Source organism: Leucobacter sp. NPDC077196 (genome assembly GCF_040687075.1).
In the GTDB taxonomy this organism is placed as follows: Bacteria; Actinomycetota; Actinomycetes; order Actinomycetales; family Microbacteriaceae; genus Leucobacter.
In genome coordinates, this window is the sequence record NZ_JBFBML010000001.1 from 129,607 (window position 1) to 146,553 (window position 16,947).

Annotated in this window: 13 protein-coding genes; 8 read left to right on the forward strand and 5 right to left on the reverse strand. The window is 64.3% G+C overall.

Annotated features, from left to right (window positions below; genetic code table 11):
• The 8 genes from AB0O71_RS00535 to groL form a co-directional block, all read left to right on the forward strand.
• Nucleotides 1–2,004: Ig-like domain-containing protein (locus AB0O71_RS00535; protein ID WP_363740688.1), on the forward strand; the 2,004-nt coding region annotated here is incomplete at its 5' end.
• A gap of 80 nt (nucleotides 2,005–2,084) precedes the next feature.
• Entirely contained in the window at nucleotides 2,085–4,826 is a 2,742-nt protein-coding gene (locus tag AB0O71_RS00540) for an HtaA domain-containing protein (RefSeq protein ID WP_363740690.1), read from the forward strand.
• A gap of 47 nt (nucleotides 4,827–4,873) precedes the next feature.
• Nucleotides 4,874–5,815 carry an HtaA domain-containing protein gene (locus AB0O71_RS00545; RefSeq protein ID WP_363740692.1) on the forward strand — a complete coding sequence of 314 codons (942 nt, stop codon included), beginning with the start codon at nucleotides 4,874–4,876 and terminating at the stop codon, nucleotides 5,813–5,815.
• Nucleotides 5,815–6,924, forward strand: a complete 1,110-nt coding sequence (locus AB0O71_RS00550; protein WP_363740694.1) for an ABC transporter substrate-binding protein — start codon at nucleotides 5,815–5,817, stop codon at nucleotides 6,922–6,924. Before AB0O71_RS00545 ends, AB0O71_RS00550 begins: the two co-directional genes overlap by 1 nt.
• A gap of 99 nt (nucleotides 6,925–7,023) precedes the next feature.
• Entirely contained in the window at nucleotides 7,024–8,094 is a 1,071-nt protein-coding gene (locus AB0O71_RS00555; protein ID WP_363740696.1) for an iron ABC transporter permease, read from the forward strand.
• Nucleotides 8,091–8,927: a heme ABC transporter ATP-binding protein gene (locus AB0O71_RS00560; protein ID WP_363740698.1), complete on the forward strand. Its 837-nt coding sequence runs from the start codon at nucleotides 8,091–8,093 to the stop codon at nucleotides 8,925–8,927. Before AB0O71_RS00555 ends, AB0O71_RS00560 begins: the two co-directional genes overlap by 4 nt.
• 97 nt (nucleotides 8,928–9,024) lie before the next feature.
• Complete coding sequence (locus tag AB0O71_RS00565; RefSeq protein WP_363740700.1) at nucleotides 9,025–9,876, forward strand: LytR C-terminal domain-containing protein; 852 nt, start codon at nucleotides 9,025–9,027, stop codon at nucleotides 9,874–9,876.
• Nucleotides 9,877–10,148: 272 nt separating this feature from the next.
• Entirely contained in the window at nucleotides 10,149–11,771 is a 1,623-nt protein-coding gene (gene groL, locus AB0O71_RS00570; protein ID WP_363740702.1) for a chaperonin GroEL, read from the forward strand.
• 264 nt (nucleotides 11,772–12,035) lie between these two features.
• On the opposite strand, the gene AB0O71_RS00575 is transcribed toward groL, so the two are convergent.
• Genes AB0O71_RS00575 through AB0O71_RS00595 form a run of 5 tightly spaced genes read right to left on the reverse strand, consistent with a single transcriptional unit; the run spans nucleotide 12,036 to nucleotide 16,913 of the window.
• Nucleotides 12,036–13,532, reverse strand: coding sequence for a HAMP domain-containing sensor histidine kinase (locus AB0O71_RS00575; protein ID WP_363740704.1), 1,497 nt, complete (start codon nucleotides 13,530–13,532; stop codon nucleotides 12,036–12,038).
• Nucleotide 13,533: 1 nt separating this feature from the next.
• Entirely contained in the window at nucleotides 13,534–14,235 is a 702-nt protein-coding gene (locus AB0O71_RS00580; RefSeq protein WP_010156155.1) for a response regulator transcription factor, read from the reverse strand.
• Nucleotides 14,236–14,287: 52 nt separating this feature from the next.
• Nucleotides 14,288–15,190, reverse strand: coding sequence for a carbohydrate kinase (locus AB0O71_RS00585; RefSeq protein WP_363740707.1), 903 nt, complete (start codon nucleotides 15,188–15,190; stop codon nucleotides 14,288–14,290).
• Nucleotides 15,187–15,957, reverse strand: a complete 771-nt coding sequence (locus AB0O71_RS00590) for an SDR family oxidoreductase (RefSeq protein ID WP_363740710.1) — start codon at nucleotides 15,955–15,957, stop codon at nucleotides 15,187–15,189. The genes AB0O71_RS00585 and AB0O71_RS00590 overlap by 4 nt, the downstream gene beginning before the upstream one ends.
• Nucleotides 15,954–16,913 carry a sugar-binding domain-containing protein gene (locus tag AB0O71_RS00595; protein ID WP_363740712.1) on the reverse strand — a complete coding sequence of 320 codons (960 nt, stop codon included), beginning with the start codon at nucleotides 16,911–16,913 and terminating at the stop codon, nucleotides 15,954–15,956. Before AB0O71_RS00595 ends, AB0O71_RS00590 begins: the two co-directional genes overlap by 4 nt.
• Nucleotides 16,914–16,947: the final 34 nt, after the last annotated feature.

Consider the following 16,947-nt stretch of genomic DNA (forward strand, 5'->3'; position numbering starts at 1 on the left):
GTTGCTGGCGTCGGCACGACTTCGTTGACGATTGACGCGAGCGACCTTGATCGTTCGAAGTCTTATGAGGCGGTGGCGTGGCAGCATATGTCGTTCCCATCGAGCGAGACGATTTATGCGGTCACGAAGTTGGAGGTGACTTCGGAGCAGTGGGACGTCGTATTCCCGATCGAGTACACGCCCGAGCTTTCGGTATCACCCTCAGCCGAGCTTGATCCCGCAGGGGCGTCGGTGACAGTAACCGGTAGCGGCTACAACCCGGCGCAGGCGATCTACGTGTTCCTTTGCTCGGACACTGAGCTGCCGACTGATCTGTTCGCGCATGCCATGGGCTGCCGCGATGGCGCGGTTGTCGTATACGAGCACGGCGCAGTGAAGCGGGACGGAACTCCCCAGCCCCTTCAGTTCGATGCAGATGGACACTTTTCCACCGCGTTCAGTGTGAAGGCATTGGATGCCTCGGCAACGGCGGTCTTCACGTCCGCTAATCACACGGCAATGGCCGACCGCGGTCAGGATGCAAAGGCCGTGCTGAGCTTTGCACCCGCGAAAGACACTTCGGTCGCGGTGAATGCGCCCTCCGAAAGCGTCTTTGGCGATGCAGTTCAGCTGTCAGCAACGGTCACTCCGGTGAACGCAGAAGGCACCGTGACCTTCTACGCCGATCAGGTTCAGGTGGGAGATCCTCAGACGCTACTGCTTGGCAGCGCGAGCCTGAGCACCAGTGAACTCCGCTCGGGCACGCACGAGATCACAGCGCGTTTCACGCCGAAGAACAGCAAGGTATTCAAAGTTTCCGGATCGGAGGCCCGCTCTCTGAACGTCGAGAAGGCGCTGACTTCGATCAAATTGAGCGATCCTGCCACGACGGTGTTTGGTGCTGAGGCGAAACTTCAAGCGTCAATCACGCCGGACGCAGAAGGAACGGTTGAGTTTTTTGTAGAGGAACATTCGGTCGGGACCGCCAAGGCTGTCAACGGCAGTGCGTCAATCGCAGTGGCTGAATTGAACGCCGACACGTACGATGTGACCGCAAAGTTCACGCCGGCTGCTGATTCAAACTATGAAGAGTCGGAATCTGACGGTGTCATTCTTATCGTCGAGAAGGCGAAAACTGTCACTGCACTGGTTGCTCCACTAACCCTGGAGCTTGGCACTTCCGCCTCGTTGAAGGCAGAGGTATCACCCAGCGCTTCGGGTTCGGTCGAGTTCTTCGTCGATGATAATCAAATTGGAACTACGGTTCCGGTCATTGATGGAGCAGCGACCTCCGAGAAGACCCCGGCGCTGAATAAAGACACTCATGTTGTTCGTGCGGTGTTCACTTCAAACGACTCCAACTATCTCGGTTCTGAGGGAACTGTTGAGATCCGGACAGTTGATCATGATTCGGCAACAGCCACGATTCTGAATGGCGAGCAGAAGATTGAACCGGGAGCGAACGTTCGCTTCGAGGTCGGCGAGTTCGCAGTGGGCACCGATGTAAACGGGGTAATCGACCCGGTGCGTGCTCCCGAGGAGCCAGGAGAGGGATCGGAGCCAGAAGGGGATGACGCCGACACAATCTCTCTGCAGGCCGCGATGAGCGGAACCTACCTCGGTACGAAGACCGTTGGAGCAAACGGATTTGCGGCGTTCGAGTTCGTGGTGCCTGATGGTTTCGAAGGTGAGCACACGGCAATCTTCACCACAGCCACGGGAACCGAGACCGCTGTGAACTTTGTCGTCGAAGTAGCTGCAGTTGGCACCGCTGGATCAGGAGCCGACGGATCTGGCACAGGAGCAGATGCACCGGTGGCTGATGCGTCGGGTGTAAACGCCAACGGATCCAGCGCAAGCTCACAGAACCCTCAGGGCGTCAGTTCTGCAGGAGCCGCAAACACAGCTGGTGATCAGCTCGCATCCACGGGCGGGGAAGATCTTGCAGGAGTCACCATTGCGGCACTGCTCGCGCTCATCGCGGGTGCTTGCGTTGTCACAATGCGGCGTCGAGTGAACCGCTAAGTGCGGTAAGAAGTGTGATGAGGGTCGGCGGGAGTGTTGCGAGCCCCGTCGACCCGCGTCGTTAATTGTCAGGAGTAGCTGTGCATTCGTCGTTTTACCGTCGACCGTTCGGTGGAGTGATCGCTCTCTTCAGCGCAATCGCGATCGCGGGCTCCTTGGTTTGGGGAGGGAGCCCTGCGTTCGCTGCAGACGCCGTTTCTCAGGGAGTGCTCGAGGCGCCCACGAACGGCGGCTCGGTTTCTCACCCGGTGAACTTGGAGGTCACCGCTGTATCGGCCGACAACCGACTGAACTTCTCGATTACGGGCAGTGGTGCCACAGGGCTGAATAACGAGATGTCTTCTCCGGAACGCATCTCAATTGCGCTTGTTGACCACGGTCAACAGACGATTGATGTGCCGCATCTCGAGGGCTCCGTCACATCGTCGTCAGTTTCAGAAAACGGCGAGTTTGTTGTGCCTGAAGGCCAGCTCTGGCTGGGCAACGATTCGACGCGCTCTGCGAGCGAAACTGACATCGTAGCCTGGCCAGCAGACGAGCCGTTAGGGACCGAGAATCTGCTCGGAAGGGTGTCGCTGCAGACCGAAATCCCCGCTCAGCCACTGGATCCCGAGAACGTCGATACTCAGTTGAGCGGTAATGTTCTCCCGGAACCGATGGACCCGGTTTCTGACCCGCTTCCTTCATCGAAGGCGAACCCGACGGCTACTGCTCCCGCGCTTGTTGTTGAGTCCAGAGAAGTGGCGAATGAAAGCCTCGTTGTCGGGATTACGGGCACTGGATTCGAAAAAGTTCAGAAGCTCCCCGGGCAGGCGAAGCCGCATGTGTACGCGATGCTTTCCGTGGTGGGAGCTGACCTCTCTGACGTCGCACAGGGCGATAACGCAGTTTCTATGGAAGTTGTGGATGGCAAGATTGCCTCAACGTTGACCGTCCCGGTGGCCGAACTCAACCGGGACGAAAACTACGAGGTCATCACTTGGCCTTCTCGCAGCAACCCATCAGATGCGACTATCTATGCGCGAGCTTCCGTGCAGATCGACTGGGATGTTCTTATTCCCGCCTCTACTCCTCGGTTCAACTCGTTGAGCATTGCAGCGAATGCATCAGGAATGGTCGTTTCTGTCGAGGGCGAGAACTTCACGAGCGAGAAGTTTGGAGACGCGATCTCCGTCGCGCTGGTGAAACGCGGCGCTACTACCGGAGCCATCGCTGAAGCCACATCAGGTACTGAAGCCAACGGCAAGATCGCTGTCGATCTCGTAGCACCCAAAGCGAAGCTCGACCGATCGCTGTCATACGACGTGGTGGTGTTCCAAGATAATGAGACCGGTGGTGTTGCTGTGAGACAAGCGCTCTCGGTGAAACCAGAGCACTGGAATAAGATCTTTGGACTTCCGACACCAGGAAAGGTTGTCGTGAAGAATTTGAAGGTGGCGCCTGAAGGGCTCAGCTCGAAAATTCAAGCAACAGGGCTACCCAGTGATCGTGTGTACGTGGCGATCATCGAACGAGGCACTGAAGCCTCGCTGACCCAAGACGGCGGTTATGCTGACTTCCTCTATGAGCCGGAAGTGAAGAACGGGACGGGAGTCTTCACTTTCCTGACGCCGAAAGAAAGCCTGAAGCGATCCAGCAAGTACGAAGTACTCGTCTGGAAATCGCACAGCAACCCGACGAAGGATTCCATCTACGGGCGAGCTGACTTGGACATCAGTAATTCGCAATGGGACGCTTTGCAGGGAACAAAGGCTGTAGCGAAGCCAGGTGCGCCGGCTCCTGCGCCTGCCCCGACGAGAAGTGGTGTCACAGCTGGCTCATTGACGTGGGGGATCTCAAGCTCATTTGCGGATTACACAACGAATCCAAACCGCCCTGGTGGTAAGTCAGGCGGAAAGATTCTGACGAGCGGCGTTGGCAAGTCCGGGGGATCCTTCACTTTCCCGCAGGCCGCTGGTGGAGATTGGAGTCAGGAGACTCAGACTGGGTCCGTACCGTTTTCGGGCATCGTGACGTTCACCGCCCATAAGGGACTGATGAACGAGGTCTTCTCCAATCCATCAATCACAGTGACGAGTGCAAGTGCAGCCACACTGCAGGTGTCAGGGCGCTCGTATGCAGTAAATCTGGGTGCCGCAAGCAAATCGATCGGCGCAAACGGAGAAGTGACTTGGAGCGGCGCGCCGGTGAGCGGCTCGATCAGCGGGGGAAGCGGCGGTGCCGGAGGATCGCTTGGTATTGATCCTGTGACGTTCACGGTTGGCGCAGCGAGTGGCGTGTCCTTCGGAACCACAGTCGCTTCGAGCCCTGACAAGAAGCAGTACACCGCAGCCGACACGGCGCCGACGACTACCGGTGTGACGGTGCTCACCGACCCCGAGAAGATCAAGCCGGGCGGCCGCATCGAGATCGAGGCGTCTGGTTTCGACCCCGACGACGAGGGCGTGCTGGTCGTGCTCTACTCAGACCCGATCGTGCTCGACGACGCGGCCACCGCCGACAAGAACGGCGTCGTGCGCTGGTCGGGAACCCTGCCCAAGGATGTGCGAGGCGAGCACACGATCACCATTCAGGGCAGCACCGATGCGGGCGCCGTCATCGATATCGTCGAGCCGAAGAAGAAGAAATCTGCGCAGTCGGCTGAAGTCGAAACACAGGCCCTCGCCGACGGTATTGCGGAGAGCCGCGTCACGACGGGCGCACTCATTCCCGCTTCGGGCGGCATGGCCCTCTGGGAGTGGTGGGCCAGCGCCGGCGCACTCGCCGTCATCGCGGCCTGCATGACGCTGCTCACAATCCGCCAGCGTCGTAACTCGGCCTAGCGATCCACTCTTCCTCTGTCACCCCACCATCTCTAGGAGGCTCATCCGTGAACGCCCGAATCCGCCGCTCCGGCGCACTGCTCGCAGGCGCCGCGATCATCGGCGGGCTCCTGCTCGCTCCCACCGCCGCGCAGGCGCAACCGGTGCGTGCAGAGGGCGCAGCAGGCACCTGCGAGGTCATGGGTGGCGACCTGTCATGGGGCGTGAAAGAGAGCTTCCGCGCGTACATCAGCGGCAGTATCGCGAACGGATCGTGGGAGACCGCGGATGGGGCGACCTACGAGACACCCCAGTTCACCTGGAGCGGAGCCACGGGAAGTATCGACCCATCGACCGGCATCGGAAGCATTTCGTTCACGGGCAGCGTCAACTTCACCGGGCACGACGGGGTACTCGACCTGACCATCGCGAACCCGACCCTCGAATTCGAGGGCGACGGCAAGGCGGCTCTGCTGCTCGACGCTCGGAGCACGGACATGGAGGGAGAGGTCGCCATCGATACGCAGCAGGAGTGGGTCGGCGACGTGATCGTTCCGGATCAGCTGCCCGTCGCCGACAACGCGCTCGTCGCTGAGGCGCTGCCGGCCACCCTCACAAACACGGGAGCGAAGGCGTTCGCCGGGTTCTACGAGGCCGGCTCGGAACTCGATCCCATCGCTCTCAACCTGGAGTTCGCGAGCTGCGATGGTGCCGGCGCCGCCGGCGCCGCTGCCGAAGAAGCTGATGCCGAGCCGGATGAGATGATTCCTGCACCGGAGACGGCGCAGACCGCGGAGAGCGCGGCTCCGGCGGCAGCCCCCGCGGCGATCCCGTGGATGCCGATCATCATCGGCGGTATCGCGATCCTCGTCATCGGAGTGACCGGTGGCATGCTGCTCGCCGGGCGCAAGGGCAAGCCTGCTGCTGCGCCGATCGCCGAATCGGCGCAGCCCTCGGCGACGTCGTCAGAAACCGCTGCGAACGACCGACTCTTCGGAGAAGACCGCTGATGCGACGCAGGATCGCGGCGGGCCTCACGACCCTGATAGCGGGCTCGTTGCTCCTCGCCGGGTGCGCGACCGCGTCGGACACGACCGGCGGCGATGCTCCTTTGGCGCCGTCGACGAAGCCGCTCGCCGAACTCGCAACGCTTGACGATCCCAAGGCGCACGAGGGGCCGTCAACCGCCGTTCTGAACCACTCCGACATCGAACCCGTCGCAGAGAACCCAACGCAGACACTGCCCGCCACGGTGCCGTCGTATGCCACTGACGGTTCGAGCACCGACGTGACAGTCGAACGGACCGACAAGGTGGTCGCAGCCGATCTCGGCGGCAACATCTCGGTCACCGTCGCCGGGCTCGGGTACGCCGAAAGCCTCGTCGGCGTCGATCAATCCACCACGCTCGAGAGCTTGGCCGACTTGCCTCGCGTAACGAGCGGTGGCCACACCGTGAATGCCGAGGCGATCATCGATCTGCGGCCCGACGTCGTGATCACCGATGGATCTGTAGGCCCGCGAGACGTCATCGAGCAGTTGCAAGACGTGGGCATCCAAGTCGTCTTCGTGAAGAACGACCCGTCGTTCGACGGTGCTGAAGCTCTCGCCCGCCAGGTCGCCGCGATCTACGGAAGCCCTGAAGCCGGAGAGCAGCTCGCGGAACGCATCGCGAGCGACGTCGACGCGAAGATCGCTGAGATTGCCGAGATCGCGCCTGCGGCGGCGGAAGATAAACTGCGCATCGCCTTCGTGTACCTTCGCGGATCGGCCGGCGTCTACTATCTCTTCGGCAAGGAGTCGGGCGCTGACCAGCTCATCGAGGGGGTCGGCGGAATCGACGTGGCGACCGATATGGGCTGGGACGGCATGAAGCCGATGACCGACGAAGCGCTCGTGAAGGCGAACCCCGATCTCATTCTGGTGATGTCGCACGGGATCGAGTCGGTCGGGGGCGTCGACGGTCTGCTCGAGGAGAAGCCGGCGATTGCCGTGACCACCGCAGGTGAGCACCGCCGCTTCGTCGATATGGAGGACGGCACGGTCCTCTCCTTCGGCCCCCGTTCCGCCGACATTCTCGACGCACTCGCGCGCGCCATCTACGCGCCCGAGGCACAGTAGCGGGCGACGCCCGGTGGGGCGAACGCAGATACAATAGGGGCTCGTGTCGACCCCGGTTCCGGGCTGCACCGGCACCTACCAGCGCAGAGAAAGCATCACGTGACGAACGCCACACAGAGTACCCTCGGCCGCCGCAGCGCAGGCCGCGGTGCCATCGTCATCATTGCGGCGGTGATTCTCGTGATCGTGGGAATCGTGCTCTCCGCGGGGCTCGGTCAGCTCTCCATCGGACCGACGGAAGTGGTCGGGTCGGTGCTGCGCAGGCTCGGAATCGCCAATGCGTGGGCGCCGACCGATGAGCTCCTGGACCGAACGCTCTGGCAGATCCGTTTTCCTCGAGTCATCATGTCGCTCCTCGTCGGCGCTGCGCTGGCGGTCGCTGGCGCCGTCATGCAGGCGATCTTCGGCAACCCGCTCGCCGAGCCCGGCGTGGTCGGCGTTTCCTCTGGCGCGGCGCTGGGTGCATCGGCGTCGATCACTCTCGGCATCACGGCCTTCGGCGGCTGGACCATCGCGGTCTTCGCGTTTCTCGGGGGCCTCGCGGCGACCTTCATCGTGTATCTCACGGCGCGTGCGCAGGGACGCACCGAGATCGTGACGCTGCTGCTCACCGGCGTCGCCATCAACGCGTTCGCGGGCGCGGGCCTCGCGCTCTTCACTTTCATCGGAGACACCGCGAGCCGCGAGCAGATCGTCTTCTGGCAACTCGGCTCGCTCAACGGGTCGCGCTGGAACGAAGTCGGTATCGTGGCGGTCGTCGCTGCGGTCGCCGCCTTCGTAGCGATCCTGCTCGCACAGCAATACGATCTCCTGTCGCTCGGAGACCGCACTGCGGCTCACCTCGGGGTGCGCGTCGAGCGGTTGCGCATCGTGTCGATCGTGCTCGTCGCGCTGCTTACTGGGGTCGGCGTCGCGTTCGTCGGCGTGATCTCGTTCGTCGGTCTCGTCGTGCCGCACCTCATGCGCATGATTCTCGGGCCAGCGCACCGGCTGCTGCTCGTCTGCTCCTTGCTGGGAGGCGCCGTGCTGCTGATCTACGCCGATCTGCTCGCGCGGACTCTGGTCGACGGGGCGGATCTGCCCATCGGCATGCTGACTTCGCTCGTCGGCGGGCCCTTCTTCTTCTGGCTGATCAGGCGCAATCGCCGCCGTTCGGGAGGGTGGGCATGAGCCTCGAGAACTCCGCATCTTCCCGCGTGCCGCATCCGTTGCCTTCGCAAAGGAGCGGCGAGATCGCGCAGCAGGTCACCGGCGTCAGTTACCACGTCGGATCGCTCCCCATTCTCACGGACGTCACGCTCGGCGTGCGCTACGGAGAAGTGCTCGCCCTCGTCGGGCCGAACGGAGCCGGTAAATCGACGCTGCTGAGCGTGCTGTCCGGTGACATCGCACCGTCGAGCGGGTCGGTCTCGTTCGAGGGGCGCGAGCTCGCCCAGTGGCCGGCGCGCGAATTGGCTCGTGCGCGTGCGGTACTGCTGCAGGCGAATCAGGTCGCCTTTTCGTTCACGGCGCAGCAGGTCATCGATATGGGGCGCGCGCCTTGGATCGGCACGCCGCAATCGGACGACGATGAGCGCGCGATCCGGGATGCGACTTCCGCGGCGGATGTCGGGCACCTCACTCAGCGCGGCTTCCCGCACCTCTCGGGTGGAGAAAAGGCCCGAGTGTCGCTCGCTCGCGTGCTGGCACAGGAGACGAAGGTCGTGCTGCTTGACGAACCGACCGCGGCCCTCGACCTGAAGCACCAGGAATCGGTGCTGCAGATCGCGCGCGAGCTCGCTCAGCGCGGTCGCGCGGTGATCGTCGTGCTGCACGACCTGTCGCTCGCCGGAGCGTACGCCGACGAGGTCGCGATTCTCGCCAACGGCGCGCTCGTCGCACGCGGAGTGCCGGGAGACGTGCTCACCGAGGAGCGCATCTCCGAGGTCTACGGGGCCCCGGTTCGAGTGCTGTCGGATCCCGATACCGGCAGACCCGTTGTGATTCCTCGACGCGCCCTCTGAGGCTGTCACCGTTCTGGCAGGTCCGCCACGGTAGTGTGGAAATATCTCGCAGTGCGCGAGTTCACCTGCATATCGGCGACATCTGAAGGGGTACCGCGTGGCGCGACCGACCGAGGACGGGATCAGTCATCCCTCTGCCCGTCAGTCGTACCCGGAAGATCGCTTCGATCGCGTTCGTCATACCGGACGCGTCGGAGCCCACCGCGTCACCGCGCGCCCGCGCTACATCTGGCAGTACCTCATCGCCGGCCTGCTCGGGTTCGCTCTGCTCACCACCGTGGGTATTCTCGCGGTGCAGAACTTCGGCGGCAGCGGAAAGCTGCCGCTCACCTCACCAGGAGACTCCTCGTCTTCTGCGGCGCCGACGGTCGAAGCTGAACTCGACCCGGAAGCCACGATCGCGATCCTCAACGGCACGCAGACGGAGAACCTCGCCGCTGCGCTCGATCAGATCGTCACGGCCGAGCAGTGGGGCACCATTCAGTTCTCTGGCAGTGCTGCGACGACGGACGTCGCGATCTCGGCGGTGTTCTACTCCGATCCTGATGATGCAGCGGCCGCCGCCGGACTCGCAGAAAAGCTCGGCGGCGTTTCGACGTACACCTCGGCGGAGTACGAATCGTACGGCGTGCGCCTCGTCGTGCTGCTGGGCGCCGACTACACGGGCCCGGGTCTCGAGGAGGCCGCGCAGATCACCGAGGGCAACGCCGACAACGCGAGCGATGCGGAAGCCGAAACCGACGCCGACGGTGCCGCGGCCGATCCGGAGATCAACCCGGTCACCGGTTTCGAGATCAATCCCACGACCGGACTCGACATCGACCCGGCCACGGGATGGGATATCGATCCGAGCACCGGCTTCCCCATCGACCCTGCGACCGGGCTGCCCACAGACCCGGTGAACATTCCGCCGGTCGATCAGGGTACCGGCGACGCCGCAGTTCAGTAACCTCCGGGATTGCAGCGGGGTATTCGGACGTTCGTCGCGGGTTCCCCGCACGTTTCGCCCTGCGTTTCCCTGTTTCTCCGGCGAACACCCGATGGTGGTCGAGCATTCGCGCAGTGTTCGCTCCGCGCGAGCAGACACGCTTGCACTCGCCGGGTCAGAGTGCCAAAATGAGAGTTAGCAGTCGATCCGACTGAGTGCTAAACATTCGTGCGAGGGCGCCACGCGTCGGCACGATGCTCACCACATCGAACACCTCCGGAGGGGCGAAATACATGGCAAAGATCATTGCGTTTAACGAGGAAGCGCGTCGTGGACTCGAGCGGGGTCTCAACACGCTCGCTGACGCTGTGAAGGTGACGCTCGGCCCGCGTGGCCGCAACGTCGTGCTGGAGAAGAAGTGGGGTGCCCCCACGATCACCAACGACGGCGTCTCCATCGCCAAGGAGATCGAACTCGACGATCCCTACGAGCGCATCGGCGCCGAGCTCGTCAAGGAGGTCGCGAAGAAGACCGACGACGTCGCAGGCGACGGCACCACTACCGCGACCGTGCTCGCTCAGGCGCTCGTGCGCGAGGGCCTCCGCAACGTATCGGCCGGCAGCGACCCGATCGCGATCAAGAAGGGCATCGAGAAGGCTGTTGCAGCTGTCTCCGCCAAGCTTCTCGAGAACGCTCAGGAGATCGAGACCACCGACCAGATCGCGGCGACCGCATCGATCTCGGCAGCCGATGAGCAGATCGGTCAGCTCATCGCCGAGGCGATCGACAAGGTCGGCAAGGAAGGCGTCGTCACGGTCGAGGAGTCGAACACCTTCGGCACCGAGCTGGAGCTCACCGAGGGCATGCGCTTCGACAAGGGCTACCTGTCGGCGTACTTCGTCACCGACACGGATCGCCAGGAAGCAGTCTTCGAGGATCCCTACATCCTCATCGTCAACAGCAAGGTCTCGAACATCAAGGACCTCCTTCCCGTCGTCGATCCGGTGATCCAGTCGGGCAAGCAGCTCCTGATCCTCGCGGAAGACGTCGAGGGCGAGGCTCTCGCTACGCTCGTGCTCAACAAGATCCGCGGCATCTTCAAGTCGGCAGCCGTCAAGGCTCCGGGCTTCGGCGATCGCCGCAAGGCAATGCTGCAGGACATCGCGATCCTCACCGGCGGTCAGGTCATCTCGGAAGAGGTCGGTCTGAAGCTCGAGAACGCGACGCTCGACATGCTGGGCACCGCCCGCAAGGTCATCATCACCAAGGACGAGACCACCATCGTTCAGGGTGGCGGCGACGACGAGGCGATCCAGGGCCGCGTCACGCAGATCCGTCGCGAGATCGAGAACACCGACAGCGACTACGACCGTGAGAAGCTGCAGGAGCGCCTCGCGAAGCTCGCAGGCGGCGTCGCCGTCATCAAGGCGGGTGCTGCGACCGAGGTCGAGCTGAAGGAGCGCAAGCACCGCATCGAAGACGCAGTGCGCAACGCGAAGGCTGCAGTCGACGAGGGCGTGCTGCCCGGCGGTGGCGTCGCGCTCATCCAGGCCGGCAAGGACGTCTTCGACGGCCTCGAGCTGCTCGGAGACGAGGCAGTCGGCGCCAAGATCGTGCAGACCGCCATCGAGGCTCCGCTGCGCCAGATCGCGCTCAACGCTGGCCTTGAGCCGGGCGTTGTGGCCGATCGCGTCGCGAACCTCCCGATCGGTCACGGCCTGAATGCCGCGACCGGTGAGTACGGCGATCTCGTGGCCCAGGGCATCCTGGATCCGGCGAAGGTCACCCGCTCGGCGCTGCAGAACGCCGCGTCGATCGCAGGGCTGTTCCTCACGACCGAGGCTGTCGTCGCCGACAAGCCGGAGCCGGCTTCCGCCGCTCCCGCCGGCGATCCGACCGGTGGCATGGACTTCTAAGTCCTCAGCCTCCAACAGAGATACCCGAACAGGGGTCGCGTCTTCGGACGCGGCCCCTGTTCGCGTGTGTAGGGAGCCAGGCAATGCGGGGCGGGTTCTGTGGGTGCCTCGCTTTCGCGCCAGCTGCCGTGCGCACCCTGCTGCGCCCGCCCTGCCGCGCCCACTCCATGCAGGGGATTCGGCTTCGCGCGGGTCGAATCGCGAGTCGGAGCACTGCGTGACGATGAATCCCCTGTACGGAGGGGACCGGGCAGGGCGCGGCGCCTACGAGATGCGGGGGACCGGTACCGTGTCGTCGCTGATCGCGGCGCTCGGCAGATCGACCCGGAACGTCGCCCCGCCGCCGGGGGTCTCGTGCACGCTCACCCTGCCGCCATGCGCATCGACGATGGACTTGACGATGGCCAAGCCGAGCCCCGAGCCGCCCGTCTCGCGATTGCGTGAGGTGTCGGCGCGCCAGAAGCGCCCGAAGATCTTGTCCCTGATCTGCTCGGGTACGCCTTCGCCGTGGTCGACGATCTCGAATCGTGCGAACGACTTCGCGCCGGGCGCGGGAGCCGGAGTCGACACGACGAGTTCGATCGGACCGCCGTCGGGCGTGTGCCGCATCGCGTTTCCGAGCAGGTTCGTCATGAGCTGGCGCACTTTGTGCTCGTCGCCGATCACGGTCGGTTCTGCCGGGTCGGCAATCACGCTGACCTCGCGGTCCGGGGCCTGGGCTCGGGCATCGAGCGCTGCGTCGGTCGCCAGCTGATTCAGCGGGAGCGCGGCGAGCGCGAGCGGCCGTCGTTCGTCGAGGCGGGCGAGCGCCAGCAGATCCTCGACGAGCGAGGTCATGCGGATCGCCTCCTTCTCGATGCGCTCCATGGCCTGGGCGACGTTCTCGTCCTCCTGCAACGCGCCCATGCGGTAGAGCTCTGCGTAGCCCCGGACGGAGACGAGTGGAGTACGGAGCTCGTGGCTCGCATCTCCGATGAATCTGCGCATGCGTTCGATGGTGCGCGACTGGTCTTCGAGTGACCCGTCGAGACGATCGAGCATGATGTTGAGCGATTGCCCGAGATGACCGACCTCGGTGTGCGGGCTCGAGATCATGATGCGCTTCGAATAATCGCCGCGTGCGATCTCGAGCGCCGTGCGCTCGACCTCCGCAAGCGGGAGGAACGTCGCGGTGACGAGGAGCCTGGTGAGTGCGGCGCCGAGCAAGATGACGGCGATGCCGAAGCCGGTGAAGATGATGATGTACTGCGCCACCGTCTGGGTGACCGGCGCGGTGGATGACGCGATGAGCAGCGTTCCCGCCGCCTGCCCCTCCTGGTAGATCGGCTTTACGATCGCGTTCCACTTGACGCCGTCGGCGGCGCGCAGACCGACGAATGAGTTCTGGTACTGCGACATCACCTCGTCGAGCGTGACGCCCTCGACCTCGGGCAGGGTATTCGGATCCTGATCGCGTGTGTTGTCGCGGGTCACCGTGCCATCCGCGTCGAGCAACGCGACGTAGTACCCGCTCGGCGCCTGCGTGACGTCTTCAGGAGTGAGCCCGTTGAAGTTCGCATATGGGCGAAGCGCCGGGGCCGGGTTGTCGCGCAGGCGCTCAAGAGCCTGCGTCTGATTCGCGGTGAGCATGGGCTGCAGCACGGCGAGCGTACCGACGCCCGCCACTATGAGCCCAAGGAAGAGGATGAAGACCGTGACACCGGTGATCTTCGCCCGCAGCGAGACGTCGGCCCAACGCTCCGACCAGTTGGGCCGAGCCACGCTACTTGACTTCGGTCTTCAGCATGTAGCCGAAGCCGCGCTTCGTCTGGATCAGTGACTCTTCGGTCAACGGATCGAGCTTGCGCCGCAGGTACGAGATGTACGATTCGACGATGCCGGCATCGCCGTTGAAGTCGTACTCCCAGACGTGATCGAGAATCTGCGCCTTCGAGAGCACGCGATTCGCGTTCTGCATCAGGTAGCGCAGCAGCTTGAACTCGGTGGGCGAGAGCTCGACCGAGGCGCCCTGCACGGTCACCTCGTGCGTATCCTGATCCATGGTGATGGGGCCGACGCTGAGCACCGAGTCCTCGTCCTCCTGGATCGTACGCCGCAGCACGGCTTTGATGCGAGCGATGATCTCGTCGAGGCTGAATGGCTTCGTGACGTAGTCGTCGCCGCCGACCGTGAGACCCTCGACCTTGTCTTCGGTGTCGTCCTTCGCCGTGAGAAAAATGATCGGCGCCGTGTAGCCCGCCGAGCGCAGACGCTTGGTCACGCTGAAACCATTCATGTCGGGAAGCATCACGTCGAGCACGATGAGGTCGGGTTCTTCTTCGAGCACCGCTGAGATCGTCTGCGCGCCGTTGCCGACCGCCCGAACGCCGAACCCGGCGAAGCGGAGACTCGTGCTGAGCAGCTCGCGGATGCTGGGCTCGTCGTCGACGATGAGAATCCGGGGTCCTTTTGGCTGAGTGTTCATGATTCCAGTCTCTGATCGTTTGCTATGAAGTGGCTGGAAATGTGTCGGTCGCTCAGGCCGCGAGTTCCCGGGTCCACGGCGGGTTGGCCCCGGCGCGTGACGACGTGACGCCCGCCGCGCGAGCCGCGAATTTCAGCGCGTGCTCGACGTCGCCAGCAACGGGCGGCCGGTCGGCGAGCAGGGCGGGCGCAAGTGGTCCATCGAGCACTGCGGCGAGGAGGGCCGCCATGAAGGAGTCGCCAGCGCCGACGGTATCGACGACGGTGATCCGCTCCGCCGGCACCGAGAGGTCGTCTTCGGCAAATCGCGCGACGCAGCCTGCAGCACCGCGCGTCAGCACCGCGAGTGACGCACCCAGGGAGAGGAACCGTGCGAGCACGCGGTCAGGCTCATACCCGGGATACAGCCAGGCGGCGTCCTCGTCGCTCAGCTTCACGATGTGGCTTCGTGCGGCGAGGCGCTCGACCTGTCCGAGCGTTGCGTCGTGATCCTTCATGAGATCGGGCCGAATATTCGGGTCGTAGCTGCGCAATCGGGCGCCGGGCTCCTCGAATGCGCGAGCAACCGTGTCGGAGCCGGGCGCGAGCACCGCGCCGAGCGATCCGGTGTGCACCAGGTCGACACCCTCGAGGGGCACCGCCGGCAATTCCGAGTCGAGCACGAAACGATACTGCGCCTGCCCGGAAGCATCGAGGCTCACCTCGGCGCGCGAGGTTTCTGCCCCCGCCACGGGCTGTGCGAACACGACCGCGGATGCGCGCAGATGCTCCGCGATCTGAGCCCCGTGCGCGTCTTCGCCGAGGCGGGCGGCGAGCGTGGTGGCGACACCGAGCCGGCTGAGGCCGACCGCCACGTTCAACGGCGAGCCGCCGGGAAACGCGGTGCCGTCGATCACGTCGACGAGTGCTTCGCCGAAGACGAGCGCACGCGGCGCCCCGCCCGATGCGTGCTTCACAGCGCGGTGTATCCGCCGTCGATGACGATCGACTGAGCGGTGATGTAGGAGGAGGCGTCGGATGCGAGGAAGGCCACGAGACCGTGCAGGTCGCTGGGGTCGCCCATGCGTCCGATCGGAATCCGCGACGTCCACTCTGCAGCGAGCTCGGGGTTGCTCTCGGTGAACTGCTTCGTCATATCGGAGAGGAAATAGCCGGGTGCGATCGCGTTGACGCGGATACCTGAGCCGGCCCACTCCACGGCGAGCGACTTCGTCAGGTGATCGACCGCCGCCTTCGACGTGTTGTAGGCCGTCTGCTGCTGCGGCACGTTGACGATCTTCGCCGACATCGACGAGACGAGGATCGCGGAGCCCTCGAGGCGGGCGGCCAGCAAGCGCCGTGCGAACACCTGCGCCACGAAGAAGGTGCCGTCGACGTTGATCGCCTGCAGTCGTCGCCACGCCACCGGGTCGATGTCGACGGCGGCTTCGAGCAGGGTGATGCCGGCTGCGGTGAGCAGCACCTGCGGCGTGCCCAGCGCGTCTGCGATGCGGTCGAACGCTGCTTCGATCTGCTCAGGGTCTGTCACGTCGGTGCGGATGCCGATCGCGCGCACGCCGAACCGCTGTGCAAGGCTGTCGGCCGTATCGCTCACGTCGGGAAGCACGTCGAGCAGTGCGACGTTCACGCCCTGGCTCGCGAGGGCCTCGGCGAGCGAATAGCCGAGACCGCGCCCGCCGCCGGTGACGACGGCCGTGCGGCCCTGCAGGTCTTCGAACTTCATGAATCGCTCCTTCGGTGCGTATCGGTGCGCGAGGCGTCTGCGAGCAGTGCTTGGGCCGTGCTTGCGTCGCAGGCCAGCGAGTGGATGAGACCGCTGCGAAGCGCCGCACGCACCGCGACGAACTTCAGCGGCCCACCGGCCACGGCGAGCACGTGCGGAACGTTGCGGAGCCCGGGGGCGTCGATGCCGACGCTCCGTCCCACAGCATTCTCGACCACCGTACCGTCGTTGTCGAGCAGCACGGCGCCGAGATCGGCGCGCACGCCCGCGCTGAGGAGCGATTCTCGGATCCCGAGCTGGCCGGCCAGCATCGAGACCTGGGAATCCTCGGGATTCCAGCTGCCGATCCCGACGACCGCGGTGGTGACTTCTGAGAACCGCGCGAAGGTTTCGCGGGCCGCCGGTTCGTCGCGCAGCAGCTCGGCGGTCTCGTCGCTCCGGGTGAGGAGGGGAGCGAGCAGGGCGTGGGGCGTTCCGCCCGAGACGCGCGCGGCGTGACGCACGAGTTCGACACCGCTCTCTTGCAGGCCCGCAGCGACACCCTCCAGCTGCACGACGTCCACCGGCGGCAGTGACTGGAACGCCATCACCATTTGACGCAGCGTGCGGCCCGCAGCGAGGCCGAGCACCTCGCCCGGCGTCATCACCTCTTCGAGGAGACGGGCGGCAGCCGTGCCGAGGCGTCGCTTGAGGGTGTCTTCCGCCCCGCTCGGGGCGTGTACAACAATTGCGTGTCGAAGTTCGAACGCATCGCGCAACTGAGCGGAGAGCCCCAGGTCGAGATCGTCGGGTGATGCGATCTCGAAACGCACGATTCCTCGGTCGCGCGCCTGCTCGAGCAGGCGGGCTACCGCGAACCTTGAAATACCGATCTCATCTGCGATTTCGATGCGCGATAAGCCGTCGATGTAGTGCCGTGTGGCGACGAGTGCCATGCGGCGTTCGGCTTCGCTCATCGGGCTCCTTCATCGGATTGGCACACTGCAACAC